This is a genomic window from Paenibacillus xylanivorans, from assembly GCF_001280595.1.
GTDB lineage: Bacteria > Bacillota > Bacilli > Paenibacillales > Paenibacillaceae > Paenibacillus > Paenibacillus xylanivorans.
Window position 1 is genome coordinate 89,020 of record NZ_LITU01000029.1, and the last position, 20,926, is coordinate 109,945.

Sequence of the window (20,926 nt, forward strand, 5' to 3'; positions counted from 1 at the left end):
AGGGAACCGCCACAGCGGATGGTTATGTGCAGGGAGGAGCACCCAATAAAGCTATTGACGGAACGGTTTTTGGTAACAGCAAATGGTGTGCAATCGGTCCCGAGCCGCCTAGTAAAGTTGTAGTGCTATTCAAAAGCTGTTCATATGATTTTAAGCTTTTGGTTTTGAATCCCTCTGTGATCTATGTTCTCGAAAAACTGATAAAGTTTGAACGGGTTAGATTTCGATAATGGGACGGCGTTATTCCTTCGTTTGAGCGAAAAGCCTTACTGAAGTGGGCGGCAGAGGAATAGTGGAGCTTCTCCGCAATTTTTTCTATGGATAAAGTGGAGTTCTGAAGCTCATTCTTGGCGTGTCGCATTAGTATTTTCGATAGATATTCCTTGGGGGAAATTCCATAAACGAGCTTGAAACTTTCACATAAATAAGATCTGGAGACGCCTAAGTGTGAAGAAATCCCGAAAATTCTTACTCCGTTTAGTGCCTGAAGTTCGAGTTGATAGGCGGCGTTGTGGGCGATTTCGATTTGTGCAGGTGTTGCCATGGAAAGATAGTTCCAATTGCACTCCTGAAGGAAATACTCCGCAATCTGACCGATTAAATCCAAAACCTTGGATTGCATCCGTAACAACGCGACGGATGAGCTTAACCGGGTTCTGGTGACGGTGTCTCTTTCACCAACCTGCAGAAACAACTCCTTATAATCCTTCATTAATTCATCGACCCATTTCTCTAAGGAAACTGTCTGCAAGTGACCGGACCGTACTACTGGATCTTCAATCATCTGGAAAATAGAGCGAACTTGCTGATTGTTTAAATCGAAATGAAAAACAAACAATTCAGTTTCTTCCACAAGGGGGAGAGTATGGTGTTGTAAGCCTTGCTTAATAATCAGAAAATCGCCACGTTTTAGAGAATAGGTAGCTCCGTTAATCCATTGTACAATCGAACCCTTGGCGCAATAAATAAATTCGTATAAAAAATGCCTGCAGTTAGAGTTACTCCAGCCTTTCTCAAAGCAACCGTAGTGGAAGGTATCGAGGAGAATATCATTGTATAAGTTTGGAATATGGAATACATGCTGCATCAATTCGCCCCGCTTTATTTTGGAATGGTTTCGTTTCAGACATAAAGTATACTACAAAAGTATAAGTGGAGATCACTTTTTTGGGTGGTTGCAAGGTGGCGGGCATGGTACGTTTGGATCAGGTTCAGAAAAGATCTCACAGCAAGGGGGAGGAGAGAGGTTAACTTGTAAAGTTGCTTTAGTCACTGGTGCGAAACGCAATATAGGTAGAGCGATTACGACTGCTATGGCGAAGGGACGATCGAAACATTCAGTTCTGTAGACATTCTTATAAATAACGCAGCCTTTTTTTGCATACAAGCCATTTCTCAAAGCAAACGGGAAGAAGTATCCGAGAAATGTAGGATGTTTGAATTTTTTAATGTTATTAAAAGAAAGGGCTGACCAACAAAATGGATCGAAAGCTAAAGCTTCAACAATCTCCGGAATGGACCGATGATTTAATCATCTATGAAATTCCAACGAAATCCTTCACTTCTCCCAATGGACCGGAAAGCGGGACGTTCGCCAGCTTGAAGGAAAAGCTTGGATATTTGAAGGATCTCGGGATCACGGGAATTTGGCTCACAGGGCATTCCCTTAGCCACCCTGATCATTTCTACAACATTTGGAACCAATATGCGGTGATTCAGCACGATAAGCTAGATCCTTCTTTGGGGGGAGAGGAAGAATTCCTAGCTTTGATTGAGGAGGCCCACCGCAACGGGATCAAAGTGTTCCTGGACGTCATTACACATGGGGTTATGAGTGACAGTCCGCTGATCGATGCCCATCCGGAATGGTTCAAGGGCGGATCGTGGGGAATGACGGATTTCGATTGGTTTGGCGACCATGAAGATCTGGATGATTGGTGGGTGAAAGTATGGGTTGACTATGTGCAGAAATTCGGTATCGATGGTTTCAGGCTGGACGTTGCCACATACCGTTTCGATCTCTGGGCACGAATCCGGAGCAAATGTTCGGCGCTTGGCCATCCGATTGTCATTATTCCTGAAAAAGGCCCCGCCGTGCAAGGGGTTACTGATTTTCTACAGCACGGCTTCCGAATTAGCAACAATCATTATGGTCTTCAGGAGCAGAGCCGGGTTTTGTCTGATTTGCCTTCATATCTCCAACTGGTTAACCGCCTTCAACCGAATATGTTTCAGGTCAAGGTGTTGTATGAGGATGATTCGGAAACGGGTACCGGACCCGAGCATGGTCATGCACTTACCCTTGAAGTCGAAGGGAAAGAATCGGAGCCAGTTCCATCTGACGGACGGCATGAGGGGTATGAAAGGGAGTATTTCCTCCTTTCGATACGGGGGATTGATCCGTCGAAGCAAATCAAGCAGTTGTTTGTGAGGGATTACGATAGCAACGAGTGGCAGTTGGAGAATACTTTATTTCCTGATTACCGGATTCACCGGATTGAGCGTCACGGGGAAGCGATTCTACTGTCCCTTCCCATGCGTCTCCCAACGGGACAGAAGGTCTCCTTCCAACTGAGCTGCCATGATGACGGATGGGAAGGATATCCTGTGGAGAAATCTCCTTACGTCGCCCAAGGCAAACGAAGTGTTTTTGGATATTCTGTCATTTTCGCGCCTGCTATTCCGGTGTTTATGGCTGGAGAGGAATTTGATGCACAATATCGGCCTCTCCCCCGGTTAAGTCCTTACTTGTTCGGTGGACAGGAAGCAGGATGTGGTAAATGGCTCTATGGGAGTTGGATAGAGTGGAGCCAGCTGGAACGAGAGAAGCACAGGGCCATGCTGGAAGATGTGAAGCAAATGATCAGGTTACGCAAGAAATATCGTTCGGTTATCAAGCCGCTTCAGGTCGGAGAGGATAACGGGAATAGCCTGCCGCAACCTGCACAACACCAATCCCTCGACAATCTTCCTGTTCCTTACTATTATCAAACTCCAACAGGGTTTTTACTTATTGCTAGCAACCCTTACCACGATAAGGACTCAGACATCTCGGTGAGCATTCCGGATTGTTCGGACAATAGGATCTACAAGGTAACGGATGAGTGGAATGGCGTGTATAGCCTTCATCTGACTGGTAAGCAAATAAAGGAACGCCAATGGAGGATCAAGAGAGATCAAACACCACGGGGCGGTTTAATGATTCTTGCCATAGAACCACTGGAGAGCGAATAGAGAGCAGTTGCCGATTAGGCGAATGTTGTACGGGCAAGTGTGATGCTGGGGCAGGAAAATTACAAAGACGAAGAGCAACCGATTTATTAGAAAACGGTTGCTCTTCGTCTTTGTCCTTGCAGCACCTTGAGCTTGAGAGGGACGGCATTATTCACCGCGAAGTTTATAAACAGGTACCTCCTAATCATTCAGCTAACGGGAAACGCTAGTTCAATAAAAACAAAAGGCAGCCATTCAACGTCTTCTTTATCCTGATAACGGCACAAGAGGTGTATGTAACGGTGGGCTTTGATAGATAACATTCATTCCTGCATTTCTATAGGATATGGCTTTATTAATAATTTTCTCCGCGATAATAACGCTCCAGTTTGTTATCCAAATGAACAAGCTGTGCCTTTTTCTCCTCGATATCTTCCAGCAGCTTTTGCCTTTGATCTTGAATCAGTTTGGTTCTTTCCGGCAGGGTAGAGGTTCCTTCATTTACCTTATCATGATAGGTTTTGATGTCCTCCACACTCATTCCGGTTTCGCGAAGACATTTGATAAAAACCAGCCAGTTCAAATCATCTTCCGAGTAGAGACGGTTATTCTGCTCGCTTCGCGCAGCTGGTTTCAACAGTCCTTTTTTCTCGTAAAAGCGGATCGCTCCGATCGCGATCTCTACTTTTTTTGCTACTTCTCCAATCGTTAACATGCTAACCCTCTTTTATCAAAATTTATTGTTGACCTACACTAAGTGTAGCATAGTAACTTATACATTGTTAATGAAAATCAAATGAGAGAGAAGGATTGACATGAAGAAGACCGCTTTTATAACTGGTGCAAATAAAGGAATCGGTTTCGAAATTGTTAAGCAGTTAGGACAAGCAGGCTGGAAAGTCGTTCTTGGTGCACGAAGTGCCGAACGGGGCGAAGCGGCTGTTTCCGAGTTAACTTCCAAAGGGCTAGACATCGAATTTGTACAAATCGACATGGGTGATTTGAAAAGCATCCAACGGGCAACCGATACGATCACCAAGAAGTATCCGGACTTAATGCTTTTGGTCAATAATGCGGGTATGCCAGGTGCTTTCTCCCGTTCTTTTACGGATACCAAAGAGGAGGATCTGAGGAACGCTTTCGAAGTCAACTTCTTCGGAACCTTCCGTCTGAACCAGCGTTTGTTCCCGATAATCAAAGACAACGAAGGCACAATCGTCAATGTATCGACGGACATGGCTTCTCTGGATCATATCCAAAACGCTGGATTTGCTTTAAACGCATTCGATTATAACTCATCCAAAACGGCCAACAATGCCATGACAGTTTCGATGGCTTATGAACTCAAAAGCAGTAGGGCTCAAGTATTTGCGGTAACGCCTGGATTCACATCAACAGATCTTAATGGCAATGCTGAAGGCGGCAAAACAAAAGAAGCAGCCGCTGCGATTATCGTGGGGTATGTGACAGATGGCAAACATCATAACGGTGAATTTTTGGATGAGAAGGGCGTATACGCTTGGTAATACACCGCTTCCAAAAGCAATGGTATCGAAATGTTTTTTGGTGAAGGGGGATGTACAATTAGAGGAATCATGCCGGAATGATCAGTTTAATCAAAGATCATTTATTATACTGGAAGGCGAAATCATGCTGATGGGATCGGTGTTGAGACAGGGTAGAATGTCGAGATATCGTTGTTAACATATTTGTATAAAAATTCGTCTCTTTTGTCAAAAAAACAAACAAAAAAAGCGGCTTTTTGAGCGGCTTTTTTTTTATCAGTACAGGTTCTTTTCTCAAGACGAGGACAACAATCTGTACTAATCATTATTAAAATTGCGAAGGAATTCTTCGTAACTGTACCAATCGTTCAAAAAAAATTTTGAAATAGTGATTTGCTAACTAATTCAGCTACCTCGCTAGAGAGATCAAGTATCCATTTGATGGAACGACATGCTCTAATTCAGCTGGATCTCCTTCGTGCTCTCCTTTTTGAGTTGGGGCATGAAAGCAGTGGCTAATATGACGGCCATACCCACGAGTCCAATCCAGATCAGAACGGATAACGGTGTATTCCAGGTTAGTCCATGACCGAAGAAGAATAGCTCCCGTAAACCGTCTACCATATAACGCATTGGAAGCCAAGAGTATACCCAATCCCGATAAAAGGGGGACATCATCTCTGGAGCTAGAGCCAGCAGCGGCCCGCCAAAGAATAGCAGTAATGCAAAAATAGAAATTCCGCCGAACCCAACCAGGGAAACCACAGCCGAAATCAAGAGGAAAAAGCTGAAGAAAGATATGGACAGGAACAAGGCCGTATCTGTAAATTGTGGAATTTGCAGCCCGATCATTCCATCAGCAATCCAGGCAAAGCCGAATCCCACCACAACGGCGATGACTGCTCCTGTTACAATCTGTCCTATTTTTATAGAAAGACGATCTCTTCTTGAACGGTACGGTACTTTTTTTATCGCCATAAAAATAATGGCTGCACTCGCCAGACTGGACATCCACAGAGGCTGGAACAAAGAAATCGGCGCGTTTCCGTTGGCGCTGTGAGTACCAATTTCGTTCACGTTTGTAACTTTCTTGGTGATAGGATTTACCAAAAGAGATGCCTGTTCTACGGTTAGTGTCGTTCCTTGAGCTTCGATCAAATTTATGAAAGAGATAAAGTATACGCTTGAAGATTACTTCAAAGGGGATATACGAGGAGGAAGACATGAATGCTTAGCAAACCGATTTTCAAACAGACGCTAAAGGCCAATATCAAATTATGGCTTATTTTCACAATCATCATGACTGCACTTCATATCATTCTCATTGCCGTGTTTGATGCAAGCACTATCTCCGATATGTCCGGTATGGTCAAAGACACTCCACTTGCCAACCTGTTAGGAGAAGCTACATTTCTGGGAATGTTGTCCAAAACCTTTTATGGGATTCAGGGTGTACTTCTGCCCATCGTATTTATTATCATGACCGCCAACAGTCTCATTGCATCACAGGTCGATAGAGGGTCTATGGCCTATCTGCTCTCGACTCCGACCAAGCGAAGTACTGTTGTTTTGACTCAAGCCGTTTATTTAATCACGTCACTCATCGTGATGATCCTGATTATCACTTTGGCGGGATATACGTCAATCCATTTATTCCAGGGTGATGTGGATATCAATATGACGAATTATTTCATGCTGAACCTCGGTTTGTTCCTTTTAATGTTTGCAACCAGCAGTATTTCATTCTTTTTTTCCTGCGTATTCAATCTCACGAAAAATTCCTTGGCGTGGGGAGCGGGCATTCCAATGGCATTTTTCCTTCTTAAATTGATGGGAGATGTTGATAGCAGTTTGGAAAAATTAAAGTATATATCCATGAACGCGCTTTTCGACACACATGCCATTTTAAACGGAGGCAATTATACGATTCAGTTTGTCTCGCTAGCCGTTATTGGCATTGTACTTTATTCCCTAGGCATTCGCGTCTTTAAAAACAAGGATTTGCCATTATAAGAAATGGTAATGAAAAAGAATGTTAAGGTTGTTGAATAGACCAAGAATAAGAATATAGTTATATAAAAAAGTCGCCATATGGCGGCTTTTTGTGTTTTGGACTCGTTGGGACTGCTTCAGGTAAAAGCAATACTATGGAAAACTTAGCTGATAAAAGGATCATGTTGGCTGTTATTTTAATTGAAAGACCTTTCCCCAACCAAGAGTTGGAGAAAAAAGAGCAGTATGCTTTTTATATTTTACTGGCTATTAGCATGGTAGCGGGTCTTTTGTATTCGTTCCATTTAGGGCTCCCCAATCCGACCACTATTCTTACCTCGATCTATACACTGATGGGGCATGAGATTCTTTCATTTTTCAAATGAACAGGAGAAAGGCATGATAATTTATGAAAACCGAAAAGATAAGTTTAAGTCAGCTCACCATCCTGACTGCCATATTTACGTTTGGGACATCCATATTGGTCATTGCCTCTATTTTGGCGATGCAAGTCGATCAAGACGCCTGGATTGCTTCGATTGTTGGCATGTCATTTAATATGCTACTTATTTTCTTGTATATCGGTTTAATCAAGTTCTTTCCGGGTCTAACCTTAACACAGATGATTGAGGCCATAACGGGGAAAACCATTTCCTTTCTCTATGTATGTTATTTCTTTGTCTTAACCGTGTATTTAATCCGTTTGGTGGGTAGTTTCATTGTTTCGGCTATTTTCCCGGAAACGCCTATTTTCGTCATCTATCTCACCTTTACCTTGGTTGTTGCCATTGCAGTTCGTTACGGACTGGAAACCTTCTCTCGTGCAGCAGAACTGTTCGCTCCATTTATTGTCGTTTTCTTCCTCTTCATATTCATCACGCTGCTTCCTCAGACAGATAGTCGCATGATTCAGCCTTTTTTTGAAGCTGGATTCAAACCTATTATGAGCGCTGGTTTTCAGATTGCTGCCATTCAGGAGCATATTTGCCTATTAATGCTGATACCTTCTGTAACACGATCCAAGCGGGTACCCAAGGCTTTGCTGCTGGGCACCCTCATTGGTTCAATCATTATTGTGTTCGTCACGACCATTTCAATGTTAGTATTAGGCCCGGAAATTACCGCAAGAAATCTATTTCCTGCTTTGTGCTGGCCAAGAAAATAAGTATAGGGAATTTTCTGGAAGGAGTTGAGGTTGTAATGACGGCAATTTGGTTTTTGGCGGTATTTGTAAAAACAGCAGCCAGTCTATATGCAACCGTGCTGAGTCTCTCGCAAACGCTCAATATGAACAATTATCGAGCATTTACATATCCCTTGAGTATACTGGTCGTGGTGTATGCCATGTTGGTATTTCCAAATGCAGCTGCATATTTGCATTTTTTAACCCACATTTGGTTTTATTACTCACACACGATGCTACTCGTTATCCCTTTATTGTTGTTTATGATCGCTTGGATTCAAAAAGAAAGAAAACGGATAGTGTCATGAATTCACCAAATTGAACAGAAAATCATCTACACATCATGCTTTTGAATAACATATTCAAATGATGGAAAGTGACAAACACGGATGTCCCATTCGCACAGGCAAGCAGTCCACTTATCGCGTAAACTGAAGTAGATCAGTGGAGTGAGGTGAAATTCCATGGCTAAAACCAACGAAATACGTCTAAAGGTAAAACGGTATAAGGCCCGTCCCGTCTACGTGACTCTTCATAGCGGCGAAACGTACATCGGTTACATCTCCGACGTGAATAACGGAGGCCTGGTGCTTACCGGGGGAGGAACAATATCGCGCACGGCGACCAAAGGGGGCAGCTCCCGTTGTTCCAACCGTAAGGTAGTTTCACGCAACAAGGGCGGTCGTTCTCAGAATCGGAAAAGGGTGAATGGCACGCGCAAGCCGTCAACTCGTTCACGCACAGTGTCGCGCGCGCAGGTTTCGTCCTTTCTGCCTATGATGGGTTCACTGTTTGGCGGACTTGGCGGTGCGGCTTCGGCTGGAGGCATGCTTGGCGGCGGTTTGCGGATGTTCGGCATGATCCAGCAATTCATGCCGGTCGTAAAAATGGGCTACGGCATGATCAAGTCCATCCATCCGTTTATGGGTGCCGTTCAAGGTCTGATGGCTCCGCCTAGTCAGGCCGAAGAGCAAGAGGACTAACAGGTAAGTCAGCGTAATTGACAACGCTTAAAGTATTCTCTTATACTGATACCAACGAAACAGAATATCCACAAGCCTCTATGGTTATGGCTCTTCTCAAGAAACCACTATTAACGCTACACGATAGCCTTGCTGGCTGTCGTGTGTTTTTTTTGCAAAAAGTAGCGATAACACAGACCAGAAAGGATTTGCTGTATGTATCAAGGGAAGTCACGGAGAATCGTCGTTGTACTGTTGGGGTTATACACGATACTAACCTTATTCTTTTTATTTATAGGTTTTAATAGGTCCTCTTTTAATGATGACCAAGGTCTAAGATACCATTTAACATTTGAGGGTATTCCTTTGCATTTTCTTATGGGAAGAGACTTTCAAATTTGGTTCTTTGACTTAGGCAATTTTCTTGCCTTTATCCCATTTGGAATAGTCATCCCGCTTCTGTATCGTTGCAGTTTCACCCGGTTTATCTGCTTTTTTATAATGGGCATCACGGTCATAGAGTTGATTCAAATGTTTTCCCGCTTGGGAGCGTTCGATATCAACGATATCATCATAAATACATTAGGAGCAGCAGTAGGGTATTGGTCGCAGCGAATCATAATACAACACCGAGGCACGTTTAAGGGAATGCTTAAAATCGCCCTGACAGCGGTAGTCATTTCTACCGGAATGATTCTTGTTGTAGGAGGCATCAATCATTATTTAGATAACGTGGACGGAGAAGTCGTGGTTCTGAATGAGCTTGCGGTTAACGAAGGGACTGTGAAATGGGATGAAAATCTTACCACCTTTGCTGCAGGTACGACCAAGGTTGAACCTCAACTCAATCTGTACAGCCTGGAAAACAGAAAAAACAATGAGTTTTCATATCTATTAAATGGCAATTATGCAAAAATGGAGGGCTATGTTGCCATATCAGGAAATCCTGACGACACTGCAAGCAAGAAGAGAAACGAAATTATCTTTATCGCAGATGGAGAAGAGATCTATTCCATCAGTTTGGGAGGAGAGCGTGAGCCGGATTCTTTTCAGTTTACTCTGAAGGGCACCAAAGAACTTATTATCAAATTTCTCGACAACGGTCCAAATCCGAACACAAATGTTGTGATGTGGGATGTTACTCTAACCGAGGTGAACACAGGCCAAAGAATGATTAACATGATTACTGATCCGGTTAGAGGAATATTCAAGGGAAACTGAGAGCCTACCGTATGCAGTGCGAAAACAATCTAACGATCTAAAGTTAAGATGACCAATCTTCTTTTAATAGAAGATCGGTCTTTTTTGCATTTACAGAACATTAACATGATGCAGATACGGGTCTAATTTTTCCCCCGTAACATAAGTGATAGATGTGGGAACGGTCCCACACTCATCCAACGCTGCATAATGTAAGCCATATGAAGACAACTGAAATTGAAAGGCGGTGCGGCGCAATGAAACTGCTGGATCTACAAGGATATGCGTCTCCTGAAGATTCAAAGACGCATATCCGCATTCCTTTTGAGTTAGACGAGGGCTGTGGGAAGCTGAACCTGCGATTACAATATGCGCCGAAGACGCTCGAGAATCGGGAAGAGGCGCTGCAGCTACTCATGAATAGTTACGACCTATACATCTTGCCAGAAAATCGGGAATACGCAATTGAGAATGCCGACAGGCACCTCCCCCTGAAAAATTTGATGACACTTTCGCTGGATGACGCGCGGGGATATCGTGGAGCGTGCCACCGCCATGATGAGGTGCAGGAGCTGTTCGTATCGGAGCGAGAAGCTTCACCCGGCCTCATGCCGGGCAAGCTGGTTTCTGGACCTTGGAGCGTCACACTCAGCTTGCACTGTATCGTGACAGAGACCTGCGATTACCGGCTGCAAATCTGGACGACGGAGGAGGACGCGATATGAAATGGCTCGCCTGCGAACTGCATACACATACGCTGCACAGCGACGGCAGTCAGACGCTGGAGGAGCTGGCGGCAGGAGCGGCCAATCTGGGCTTCGACGCCATCGCGCTGACCGATCACAACACGATGTCCGGCCTGATCGGCAAAGAAGATTTGGAGCGAAAATACGGACTGCGAATTATTCCCGGCATGGAGTGGACGACCTTTTACGGTCATATGGTGACGATAGGATTGAACGCTTTTGCTGACTGGCGTCAAGTAGATCGGGATAGGATCGATGAGGGGATTGAAGCCGTACATCGGCTCGGCGGAATCGCCGGGCTTGCCCATCCGTTCCGCATCGGCAGTCCGGCATGTACCGGGTGCTTCTGGGAATATGAGATCGGAAATTGGTCCGCCGTCGATTATATCGAAGTCTGGTCCGGAACGTTCCCTTCCATACAGACGAACAATCGGCGGGCATTTGATCTGTGGACACAAAAGCTGAATGAAGGGTATCGGATCGCCGCCACTTCGGGCCGGGACTGGCATGCGCAGGTTGAAACGGAAGAGCCGATATCGGTCACGTACCTCGGCATCGGGGACAACGCAGTAGAGGGGAGTGGGAATTCGATATCCCTACCCATTCATGAAGAAACCCTGATTCAGGCGCTGCGGGAAGGGCGCGCTTCCGTAACGATAGGTCCTCTGCTGACCTTTAAGCTAAACGCTGGTGGTGCTGACTATCCAATCGGCTCCACGGTTCCATCGGTAGTCGAGAGTCCGGAAGCCGCCGCAGAGCAGCCGATCCAGGTGAAATTGAAGCTGGACTTCTCGGTCCGCGCCGGACTGTGGTCGCTGCCGACGCAGGTCTGCAGATTGAAGCTGTACTCCAATCGGGGCGAGGAACTAAGCCTGGAAGTCCCCTTTTCATCGGACGGACAGATGATGCAGCTCGAAGCCCAACTGAGGGAGTCTGCTCCTGATATTCCACGCAGGTGGATTCGATCCGAGTTGTGGGGAACCGTACGGGGCGCTTATGTACGAATCGCCTTTACCAACGCGATCTATTTCGAAGAAGGAGGATACCCGCGATGAACAAATTTCCGCTGATCACGGCCCACACCGGCTGCATGGGTCATCCCGATCATTCTTATGAGTCGCTTCAGGGGGCTCTGACACTTGGCGCGGATATTTACGAAGACGATATCCGGTCGACTCGGGACGGCGTGCCGGTGCTCGCACATGACGACGATATCCCTTTGGCGGACGGAAGCCGTGGCAGCCTAGCAGAAATGACGCTGAAAGAGTTGAACGCCTACTTGTCGGTGCCGATTCCGACCCTTCAGGATGTGCTTGAGCAGATCCGCGAAGCCAGTAAAATCATGAATCTCGATATTAAAACGGACAGTGCTCTGGAACCCGTGTCTGCCCTGGTCGAACGGATGGGTATGACGGAAATGGTGTTCCTCAGCGGCTGCAATTATGGGACGGCGGTCAACGCGGGTCGGTACGCTCCGCACATCCGCAGGCTGCTTAATGTGAACATTCAAAGCTTCGGAAGTCTGCGCTACGACGACGCAATGTTCCAGGCCTGTACGGAAGCCCTCGAAGCCGGCTGCTTCGGACTTAACGTGCCGTATCAGGTGGTGCGGCCAGAACTGATGGAAGCCGTGCGGCGGAATGGTCTGGATCTCTACGTATGGACGGTTATGGAGGCGGACGACATGCGGCGGCTTGCGCAATGGGGCGTCAATTCGATAACAACCCGCGATCCGGCGAAGCTGATCGCCGTCCGGGGAGAAATGGAATATGCAGAGGAGAATAGGGATTGGACAATAAACTGAATCATAGTCTGCGCGAGCTGGCACAGCTGGCCGGTGTATCGAAATCGACCGCATCTCGGGTTATCTCCGGAAACGGATACGCGAGTTCAGAAGTCCGGGATCGCGTGCTCAAGGCGGTCGAGCAGCTTCGCTACAAGCCGAGCGCCGTCGCCCGGGCGATGGTCGCCAAGCGCACGTACAACATCGGAGTAATCGTTTTCCGTGACAGATTGCCGATTGTTTCCCACACGCTGTACGGCAGAATCATTGACGAGATACTGATGGCCGCTGAAGAGCTGGGCTACTCGATCTTCCTGAAGACCGACCGGGAGATGTCGCTGCGCTCCACCGATTATATGCTGGAGCAGCGGGTAGATGGACTCATTCTGGTCAGCAGACTGCAGAAAAACGTCATCGATTACGTCAAGAACTTCAATATCCCTTACCTGATGGTAAACGGCTCGACGGAGGATCCGGATGTGGTGCATCTTGTGAGCAACGACGAAGCCGGCGGAGAACGGGCGGCAGAACATCTGTATGCGTGCGGACACCGCAAATTCTTCATCATCGCCGGACCGGGTGAGCATCGGAGCCACTCATTGCGACTGGCGGGCTTCCGCAAGCGGCTCGAATCCCTCGGCGTTTGTTCCGGCCAGGACGGGTTTACCGTCGCTCAGTCATCGGAATCCAGCTTCGATTCAGGCCGGAAGCTGATGGAGGAGCACTATGCGGCATTCCGGGAGGGACGATATAGCGCCCTGTTTAGCACCAATGACATGCTGGCACTGGGCGCCATGAAAGTGCTGGTGGAGCGCGGCGTCAGCATTCCGGAGGAAGTGTCCGTAATGGGTTACGACAATACCGAAGTGGCGGGGATGTATCACCCGTCGCTGACGACTGTCAGTGTGGATGCGTCCGGTATAGGCCGAGACGCGGTATCCATTCTGGACCGCCTGATCAGCGGCGAGGGGAGCGTGCCGCGCCTAATTGAATACGAAAGCGAAGTGATCGTTCGTCAATCGACAAATGGAAAGGAGGATGGGACATGTTGTGGTACTGGAAACACGTAGGCCCGAGAAGAATTATCGAGTTTGTGCTACTGACCGTGTTCGCCATTTTTTTCGCGGGTCCGTTGGTCAACCTGCTTGTTCTTGCCTTTAGCGAAAAGTGGAATTATCCGGATATTCTGCCCCAGGTATGGGGTTTCAAATGGTGGGAGTTCGTGCTGGCGAAGGACGATATCGTCTCGTCGATCTCACTGTCGTTCCTCATTGCCACTCTGGTGACCCTGCTGTCCATCGTCGTTTGCATCCCAGCAGCGTACGCCTTCGCAAGACTCCAGTTTCCGCTGAAGCGGATGTTCCTGTTTTCGTTTCTGCTGACGCACGCCTTTCCGAAAATGGGATTGTATGTCTCCATTGCAGTCCTGTTCTATCGGATCGGCCTGATGAATACGCTGTTTGGCGTTGTGCTCATCCATATGATCAACGTGTTGATGTTCATGACCTGGATTCCAACATCCGCTTTCCGCAACGTGCACCGGGCACAGGAGGAATCAGCGCGGGACGTAGGGGCCAGCCCATTCAAAGTGTTCCGTAGCATCACACTGCCAATGGCGATGCCGGGCATCATGGTCGCTTCAATATTCACGTTCCTCAATTCGCTAGACGAAGCGCAGGGGACATTCCTGGTCGGTATTCCCGATTACAAAACGATGCCAATCGTCATGTACTCCATCATTTCCGACTTTCCGAGCAGCGCCGGGGCCGTATTCTCGATCATCCTGACGCTGCCGACAATCATCCTGCTGGTGGCAGCCCAGCGGCTGGTGAGCGCGGACGTGCTGGCGAGCGGTTTTCAAATGAAATAAAAATGTTTCGGTGTATATACCGGGGCAAAGGGAGGCAGAAGCATGCAGTTGTCTGTACGAGAGTTAGCCAAACGCTACAAAACCGGTGACGGGGTCAGCGGCATCAACATTGATATCGAAAAAGGCGAGCTGGTCACCCTTCTGGGTCCTTCAGGGTGCGGCAAAACCACCGTGCTACGGAGTATCGGCGGTTTTCTGGAACCGGATTCCGGTGACATCTTGATCGAGGGCAAGAGTGTCATTCAGCTTCCACCGGAGAAACGGCCAACCTCGATGGTGTTCCAGAGCTATAATCTGTGGTCGCATATGTCGGTATACGACAATCTGGCGTTCGGCCTGAAGATCCGCAAAATGCCGAAGGCAGAGATCCGCACGGCGGTTGAGGATGCGCTCAAGCTGGTCCGGCTGTCGGGCTTCGGGAAGAAGTATCCGGCCGAGCTTTCGGGCGGACAGCAGCAGCGGGTTGCGCTGGCTCGGTCACTGCTGCTCAACCCGGCGGTCCTGCTGTTGGACGAGCCCTTCTCGGCTCTGGACGCCAAGCTGCGGCACGAAATGCGCGAAGAACTGCGCGAGATCCAAATGAAGACGGGTCTCACGATGGTATTCGTCACGCATGATCAGGAAGAAGCACTGTCGTTATCTGATCGCATTATCGTCATGAATCATGGGCACATCGAGCAGATTGCTCAGCCGCAGAAGATTTACGATGAGCCAGCTTCATTGTATGTCGCCGGTTTTATCGGAAAAATGAATTTCTTGAAGGGGGTGGCGGAAGGGGAGAGCATACGCATAGGAAATCTTAGCCTGCCGAACGAGAAGGGGTTAAGCGGACAGGTGACGGCGGCGGTCCGGCCAGAAGACGTTCAGGTGAGCGTTACCACGATGGGTGAAGGTATTTTGGCAGGCAAGGTCAAACAGGTGATGATTCTGGGACATTATGCGGAAGTTACCGTGGAACTGTTGGAATTCGGCATCATACGTGCTTTTCTGAACAAGGAATTTGTTGAGCAGCTGCAGGTAGGAAAAGAAGTCGGGATCTCGATATCGAAAATGACCGGATTCCCGGTCGCTGAATCGAACTGAGGAGGATGAATGATATGCGTTTGAAGAAGCCATTTGTATCATTGTTGACTGTTGTGGGATTGTCCATGTCACTGCTGGCCGGGTGTGGAAGCGGAAGCGAGAATACAAGCAGCTCCACCGAGGGAAACGCTGCGGCATCGGGCGATCCGGTATCTTTTAACTTCTATTTTACCGGCTCACAAAACGTCAAGGACCTGTGGGATTCGCTGGAGCCGATGTTCGAGAAAGAGCATCCGGATATCGACGTGAATCTGGTCTACATCCCGTCTGGTACCGGCGCTGAGCCGACCTACGACCGAATCGTGGCCGCTAAGAAGGCTGGCAAGGGCTCAGGAGATATCGACCTGTACGAGGACGGCATCAACTACGTCGCGCAGGGCACAAAAGATGGTATTTGGACGCAGCTGAACGAGAAAGACATTCCTAACTTGAGCAAAGTCAACGCGGACACAATGAAGGATGTGGACAACTTCGCAGTGCCTTATCGTTCTTCTGCCGTAGTTCTGGCCTATGACAGCAGTAAAATCTCCAATCCGCCAACTACACTGGACGAGCTGCTAGAGTGGATCAAAGCCAATCCCGAGCAGTTCGCCTATAACGACCCGTCAACGGGCGGTTCTGGCAGCTCATTCGTTCAGACGATCGTCTACAAGGACCTGCCAGAAGAAGACATTCACAACTCCGATCCGGCAATCATGGAGAAGTGGGACGGCGGCTTTGGCACCCTCAAAGAGATCGGACCGTACGTTTACGGAAAGGGGATCTATCCGAAGAAAAACCAGGGCACACTGGATTTGTTAATGAATGGCGAAGTTTCCTTAATTCCAGCTTGGTCGGACATGGTGCTGCAGCAGCTGAACGAAGGACTGTTGCCAGATACGATCAAAATGCAGCAGATAACACCGGGATTCAACGGTGGACCGACTTACCTGATGGTCAACCAGGAGTCGGACAAGAAGGAAGCGATCAACGAATTCCTGAATTTCGTCCTGTCCCCCGAAGCGCAGGAAGTCATCGTGGACAAAATGAACGGCTTCCCGGGTATTGAGCTCTCCAACATGTCGCAGGAAATGCAAGATAATTTCGACGGTGTGGCCGAAGGCTTCCGCACGTTCAACATCGGGGATCTGGGCACGGAGATTAACAAACGCTGGCAGAGCGACGTAGCCGCGAAATGAGTAAGGAAGCCAGACAGTCGATTACAGGCCTGGCGATGGTGCTCCCCTCCTTCGCCATCCTGTTGATCGTCGTTATTATCCCGATCGTGCAATCCTTTATCATGAGCCTGAGTAACGGTTCGGGCGGATACGATCTCAGCCGCTATACGTATCTGTTCACTGATAAGGGAATGAGGAGCAATATCGTTTTTACGCTTCGGGTGACTGCCATTACTTGCGTTGCCGTGATATTGGTAAGCTACACGCTGGCGATTTACATGCGCTTCAATCAGGGGCCAATTGTCAATCTGATTCGTAAAACGTACATGATCCCGTTGTTCATCCCTGGCGTCATCGCTACCTACGGTCTGATCAACCTGCTTGGAAACCATGGCTGGCTCTCTCGCATGCTTGAGGTAGTCGGGATTACGCTGCCGCGCATCATTTTTGACGAAAAAGGAATCATCATCGCGAACCTATGGTTCAACATTCCATTTACGACGATGCTGCTCAGTTCCGCGTTGTCGGGCATTCCTTCGTCGGTCATTGAGAGTGCTAAGGATGTGGGCGTAGGCAAACTGACGCTATTTACACGGTTTATTTTCCCGCTGTCGTACAAGACATTTCTTGTCGCCCTGACCTTTGTCTTCATGGGAGTCATTGGCTCGTTCACCGCGCCCTACCTAATGGGAGCCAATTCTCCGCAGATGCTGGGGGTCTCCATGCAGCAGGTGTTCAGCGTTTTCCAGGAGCGCGAACAAGCCGCGGCGATCGCGTTCTTCTCATTCCTGCTCTGCTCGGTGCTGGGTGCTTTCTACATCCGGTCGATGGCAGAGGAGGAGAAGGCAAAGATTTAGACGGTGTTGCAGAAGAACAGCATTAACGCATCACTTGAAGTATAATTGATTAATAGAAAAATCTGTAAATAAGCTAGTGTTCTGTTAGTAGAAAGCCGCTAAGTGCAAAGCATTTAGCGGCTTATTTTTCGTAACGATGATCGATGCAATAGACAACTTGAAATTAACAAACCGTTTACATAAAGATGATACATCACGAATATTTACGCTTTAACATTTAAGATGACAAACGAGGGAATGAGGACAGAATCATGAAGGATTATCCGATCATAGCCTCCATCACGGTAGATGAACAGATTTCACAAGCTATAGCAAGTGATGTGAAACGAGTGATTCTGATGACAGGGAACATTACCAATCTTGGTTCGATCATAGACAGTCTGCATCAAAGCGGCAAACAGGTATATGTGCATACCGAGATGGTATCTGGGATTGGACGAGATGCCTCCGCTATTCAATATCTTGCTGATGTGTTTAAAGTGGACGGGATCGTAACGACGAAGAGCAACGCGGTTTCTGCCGCGAAGCAAGCGGGCATCTTCAGCATCCAGCGCATATTCGCGATTGATACGGCAGCAATAACAACTGCGGTTCGTATGATTATGAGCTACAAACCTGATGAGGTTGAACTGATGCCAGGGCTAATGCCCCGAGTCATTCAAGAACTGAAAGAACGCATCACGCAGCCTTTGATTGTGGGAGGCCTTATCCGGCACGAGGAAGAAATACAACAGGCATTAAAGAGCGGAGCAGATTTTGTTTCGGTAGGGCACGAGAAATTCTGGACTTAATTTCATACATTTATCCTTGGGTGGAGACGACGAGAAAACCCGGTGGTAAGTAAATCAATACAACCTTGATGTTGAAGGAGGGTGATTTGCTGCTGGGTTTTTTGTGTTGTCCAAAAAATACATCGGGAGGTAACAAAGCATGATGATTCAAGCAGTTGCTCATCGCGGCTATCCTAAGAAATATCCTGAAAATACGATGTCTTCCTTTTTAAAAGCGGTAGAGCTTGGGTTCACACATCTGGAACTGGATGTTCATCTCAGCAAGGATGGAATTCCAGTTGTCATTCATGACCATACTCTTGACCGCATGACCAATGGAACGGGCAGGGTGGTCGATTATACAGCTTCGGAGCTGCAATCTCTAAAAATGAAACAAGATGAGCATATTCCAACCCTTGAAGAGGTACTACGTGCTTTGAAGGGTAAGATTCAACTTAACATCGAGCTTAAGCAGATGGGAAACTATTACCCTCAGCTGGAGGAAAGAGTATTTGACCTTATCGAGCAATTCGACATGCTGAATCAGGTGTTCATTACGTCATTTGACTTTGATGCCCTGGAGAAAATTAGGCAACGATCAGGTGATGTACGCATCGGTCTCATCACCTTTGGCTGTTCGAAGGCTATTCTTGACTGGTCTATAGAAATGGGGGCGACATTCTTGTCCATACACCATGCCTTTGTGACCGAGCATTACATTAATAAATGTAAAGAATTAGGGATTCAACTGATGGCTTGGACAATTAACGAGGCTTCCATTATGAAGAAATTTCAGGAGTATCCGTCCGTATGGGTCTGCACAGACGAACTGGAATCCTTCATTGACGTATTGGAGTTGTCCAGCTCATTGTGAGCGGGCAGGAGTATGGTTATGGAGGATTTATATGCTTACGATGCTTATTGCTTCGATTTGGATGGGACAATTTATGTTGGCCAGATGAGACTGCCTGGTGTAAATCGCTTTATAAGCAGCTTGCGGTCACGAGGTAAACGTCTGTTGTTCCTTACCAATACTCCAGTTCTTACCAAAGAGGATTGCTACAAGCGGCTGCTGAGTTTGGGCATTTCGTGCCAGCCTGATGAAATTCTGACCGCAGGCTACGTGTCGGGAATGTATTTTGCAGAGCATGCGCCAGATGCCAAGGTGCTGGTTGTAGGTGAGGAGGCTTTGCGGAGAGAACTTCGGACAATCGGGATAGAAATTACGGAGGATCCGTATCAATCAACACATGTGTTAGTCGGAATGGATCGGAAATTTCATTACGATAAGCTTCATCTGGCGGCAAAAGCAGTGCGCCATGGAGCAGCTCTGCTCGCAACGAATCCGGACAATAGCTGCCCCGTTCCAGGGGATGTCATCCCGGACACCGGAGCCCTTCTAAGCTCGATCGAGGCGGCTAGCCAGCAGAAAGTATCGGTCGTGATTGGCAAGCCCTCCCGCTATTATGCAGAGAAGGCGCTCCAGCTTTTGGATGTGGATAGCAGCAGATGCCTCATGATAGGCGATCGGCTGGAAACAGACATTTTATTTGGACAGCAGAATGGAATGAAGACTGCGCTCGTGCTTACGGGTATCTCATCAAGAGAGGATATCGGAAAGACAGATATCGTTCCGGATTATATATGGCCATCCCTCAACGAATGCATTATGGAGCAGCAGGATCATTCAAAGACTTCAAATGTGTTGCAGGTGGAGAAAGCTTAAGCGGAAAGGTGACCAAAAAAGATGGAGGTGGCGTTTATGCGTCTGGCGTTACTTGGTGATCTTCACTATTCATGTATGAGTCATGGGACAGAAGAAGTGAAGGCTGCAAGAGTCCGGGCATACGAGCATATGCTTAAGGCTTTTCTGAACGAGGAGGCAGACTTTCACATCTCTATTGGGGATTTAACGCATGAAGGAACGGCTCAGGAACTCCGATCGATTTTCTCCATTCTTGCGAAAAGTGAACGGAGCTTCATTCATGTGCTGGGCAATCATGATACGTATTCATTGCCAAAGTATGAAATTTCTACGCTTACAGGTCAGCCATGCTATCGAGCCATGGATACGCCTCACGCCAAGCTGATTTTTTTGGATACGACTAAGGAAATGAACCGTTCGGATTGGGGAGGGGTGTTGGACGAAGAGCAACTGTCATGGCTAGAAGGTCAGCTTACCAATTCTCATCAGAAGCAAGTCCTCCTTTTCGGGCATCATCCGGTATTTGATACGACTGCGCGCTCGACGCTCGATAAGCTGTACATTCGTCCTCGGGATGAAATAAGAGACGTTTTAAATAGTCGGCCTGAAGGAGGCATCTATTTTTGCGGGCATAATCACATGAATTCAATCGTGAAGCAAGGAAATTGGCATTATGTACAGACCGCAGCTTGTCTTGATGTGCCGGCATACCGTGTTATTGACGTTCATGAGGGCGAGGTAACCATAACTCACCGGCTTATACAGGATGCTGATCTCTTTCATGATATTCAGAGCTTTTGTCGTGATACGCCTGGTTTTGGACCTGTCGATGATGCGCTGGGAGAAGAGAGTGACCTTCTCTTGTCCGTTCAGATAACGTCGGCTGCACACTAATGTGAA

Annotated in this window: 22 protein-coding genes and 2 pseudogenes; 21 read left to right on the forward strand and 3 right to left on the reverse strand. The window is 47.5% G+C overall.

The genetic code is table 11. From position 1 onward, the window contains the following. Nucleotides 1-181: 181 nt before the first annotated feature. Nucleotides 182-1,087 (reverse strand): helix-turn-helix domain-containing protein, encoded by a 906-nt coding sequence (locus AMS66_RS03095; RefSeq protein ID WP_053779395.1) that lies wholly within the window; start codon nt 1,085-1,087, stop codon nt 182-184. A 392-nt stretch (nt 1,088-1,479) separates the two neighbouring features. Here AMS66_RS03095 and AMS66_RS03100 point away from each other — a divergent pair, with 392 nt between their 5' ends. Beyond that, nucleotides 1,480-3,234: an alpha-amylase family glycosyl hydrolase gene (locus AMS66_RS03100; protein WP_053779396.1), complete on the forward strand. Its 1,755-nt coding sequence runs from the start codon at nt 1,480-1,482 to the stop codon at nt 3,232-3,234. A 110-nt stretch (nt 3,235-3,344) separates the two neighbouring features. Beyond that, a pseudogene (locus tag AMS66_RS32175) lies at nt 3,345-3,416 on the forward strand (winged helix-turn-helix transcriptional regulator); the annotation flags it as partial. A 152-nt stretch (nt 3,417-3,568) separates the two neighbouring features. Here the strand turns inward: AMS66_RS32175 and AMS66_RS03105 are convergent. Then, complete coding sequence (locus AMS66_RS03105) at nt 3,569-3,928, reverse strand: MerR family transcriptional regulator (protein WP_053779397.1); 360 nt, start codon at nt 3,926-3,928, stop codon at nt 3,569-3,571. Between the two features lie 100 nt (nt 3,929-4,028). On the opposite strand from AMS66_RS03105, the gene AMS66_RS03110 reads away from it, so the two are divergent. Beyond that, on the forward strand, nt 4,029-4,739 hold the full coding sequence (locus AMS66_RS03110) for an SDR family NAD(P)-dependent oxidoreductase (protein ID WP_053779398.1): 711 nt from the start codon (nt 4,029-4,031) through the stop codon (nt 4,737-4,739). A gap of 435 nt (nt 4,740-5,174) precedes the next feature. Here AMS66_RS03110 and AMS66_RS03115 read toward each other — a convergent pair. Further along, nucleotides 5,175-5,873 (reverse strand): annotated as a pseudogene (locus AMS66_RS03115) (ABC transporter permease); the annotation flags it as partial. 72 nt (nt 5,874-5,945) lie between these two features. Between AMS66_RS03115 and AMS66_RS03120 the strand changes: the two are divergent. From AMS66_RS03120 to AMS66_RS03200, 18 genes are all read left to right on the forward strand, one after another. Next, nucleotides 5,946-6,731, forward strand: coding sequence for an ABC transporter permease (locus tag AMS66_RS03120; RefSeq protein ID WP_053779399.1), 786 nt, complete (start codon nt 5,946-5,948; stop codon nt 6,729-6,731). 134 nt (nt 6,732-6,865) lie between these two features. Beyond that, complete coding sequence (locus AMS66_RS03125) at nt 6,866-7,096, forward strand: hypothetical protein (protein ID WP_053779400.1); 231 nt, start codon at nt 6,866-6,868, stop codon at nt 7,094-7,096. A gap of 23 nt (nt 7,097-7,119) precedes the next feature. Then, nucleotides 7,120-7,875: a GerAB/ArcD/ProY family transporter gene (locus tag AMS66_RS03130; RefSeq protein ID WP_082350544.1), complete on the forward strand. Its 756-nt coding sequence runs from the start codon at nt 7,120-7,122 to the stop codon at nt 7,873-7,875. 35 nt (nt 7,876-7,910) lie between these two features. Beyond that, a complete protein-coding gene (locus tag AMS66_RS34305) occupies nt 7,911-8,201 on the forward strand; it encodes an SLC5/6 family protein (protein WP_082350545.1) in 291 nt (96 codons plus the stop codon). Nucleotides 8,202-8,357: 156 nt separating this feature from the next. Beyond that, nucleotides 8,358-8,876 (forward strand): hypothetical protein, encoded by a 519-nt coding sequence (locus AMS66_RS03135; RefSeq protein WP_053779401.1) that lies wholly within the window; start codon nt 8,358-8,360, stop codon nt 8,874-8,876. A gap of 195 nt (nt 8,877-9,071) precedes the next feature. Continuing rightward, nucleotides 9,072-10,076, forward strand: coding sequence for a VanZ family protein (locus AMS66_RS31530; protein WP_082350546.1), 1,005 nt, complete (start codon nt 9,072-9,074; stop codon nt 10,074-10,076). Nucleotides 10,077-10,312: 236 nt separating this feature from the next. Beyond that, nucleotides 10,313-10,780: a hypothetical protein gene (locus AMS66_RS03145; RefSeq protein WP_053779402.1), complete on the forward strand. Its 468-nt coding sequence runs from the start codon at nt 10,313-10,315 to the stop codon at nt 10,778-10,780. Continuing rightward, a complete protein-coding gene (locus AMS66_RS03150) occupies nt 10,777-11,856 on the forward strand; it encodes a CehA/McbA family metallohydrolase (protein WP_053779403.1) in 1,080 nt (359 codons plus the stop codon). The genes AMS66_RS03145 and AMS66_RS03150 overlap by 4 nt, the downstream gene beginning before the upstream one ends. Next, on the forward strand, nt 11,853-12,605 hold the full coding sequence (locus AMS66_RS03155; protein ID WP_053779404.1) for a glycerophosphodiester phosphodiesterase: 753 nt from the start codon (nt 11,853-11,855) through the stop codon (nt 12,603-12,605). The genes AMS66_RS03150 and AMS66_RS03155 overlap by 4 nt, the downstream gene beginning before the upstream one ends. After that, nucleotides 12,590-13,654 carry a LacI family DNA-binding transcriptional regulator gene (locus AMS66_RS03160; RefSeq protein WP_053779405.1) on the forward strand — a complete coding sequence of 355 codons (1,065 nt, stop codon included), beginning with the start codon at nt 12,590-12,592 and terminating at the stop codon, nt 13,652-13,654. The genes AMS66_RS03155 and AMS66_RS03160 overlap by 16 nt, the downstream gene beginning before the upstream one ends. Then, nucleotides 13,630-14,454, forward strand: a complete 825-nt coding sequence (locus AMS66_RS03165) for an ABC transporter permease (RefSeq protein ID WP_053779406.1) — start codon at nt 13,630-13,632, stop codon at nt 14,452-14,454. The genes AMS66_RS03160 and AMS66_RS03165 overlap by 25 nt, the downstream gene beginning before the upstream one ends. A 42-nt stretch (nt 14,455-14,496) precedes the next feature. Then, entirely contained in the window at nt 14,497-15,537 is a 1,041-nt protein-coding gene (locus tag AMS66_RS03170; RefSeq protein ID WP_053779407.1) for an ABC transporter ATP-binding protein, read from the forward strand. A 14-nt stretch (nt 15,538-15,551) separates the two neighbouring features. Then, nucleotides 15,552-16,715 carry an extracellular solute-binding protein gene (locus AMS66_RS03175; RefSeq protein ID WP_053779408.1) on the forward strand — a complete coding sequence of 388 codons (1,164 nt, stop codon included), beginning with the start codon at nt 15,552-15,554 and terminating at the stop codon, nt 16,713-16,715. Next, nucleotides 16,712-17,551 carry an ABC transporter permease gene (locus AMS66_RS03180; protein WP_053779409.1) on the forward strand — a complete coding sequence of 280 codons (840 nt, stop codon included), beginning with the start codon at nt 16,712-16,714 and terminating at the stop codon, nt 17,549-17,551. The genes AMS66_RS03175 and AMS66_RS03180 overlap by 4 nt, the downstream gene beginning before the upstream one ends. A 251-nt stretch (nt 17,552-17,802) precedes the next feature. Further along, nucleotides 17,803-18,342 (forward strand): glycerol-3-phosphate responsive antiterminator, encoded by a 540-nt coding sequence (locus AMS66_RS03185; protein ID WP_053779410.1) that lies wholly within the window; start codon nt 17,803-17,805, stop codon nt 18,340-18,342. A gap of 139 nt (nt 18,343-18,481) precedes the next feature. Beyond that, nucleotides 18,482-19,195 (forward strand): glycerophosphodiester phosphodiesterase, encoded by a 714-nt coding sequence (locus tag AMS66_RS03190; protein WP_053779411.1) that lies wholly within the window; start codon nt 18,482-18,484, stop codon nt 19,193-19,195. 18 nt (nt 19,196-19,213) lie between these two features. Beyond that, entirely contained in the window at nt 19,214-20,047 is an 834-nt protein-coding gene (locus tag AMS66_RS03195) for an HAD-IIA family hydrolase (RefSeq protein ID WP_053779412.1), read from the forward strand. A gap of 21 nt (nt 20,048-20,068) precedes the next feature. After that, on the forward strand, nt 20,069-20,920 hold the full coding sequence (locus tag AMS66_RS03200; RefSeq protein WP_082350547.1) for a metallophosphoesterase family protein: 852 nt from the start codon (nt 20,069-20,071) through the stop codon (nt 20,918-20,920). Nucleotides 20,921-20,926 lie beyond the last annotated feature (6 nt).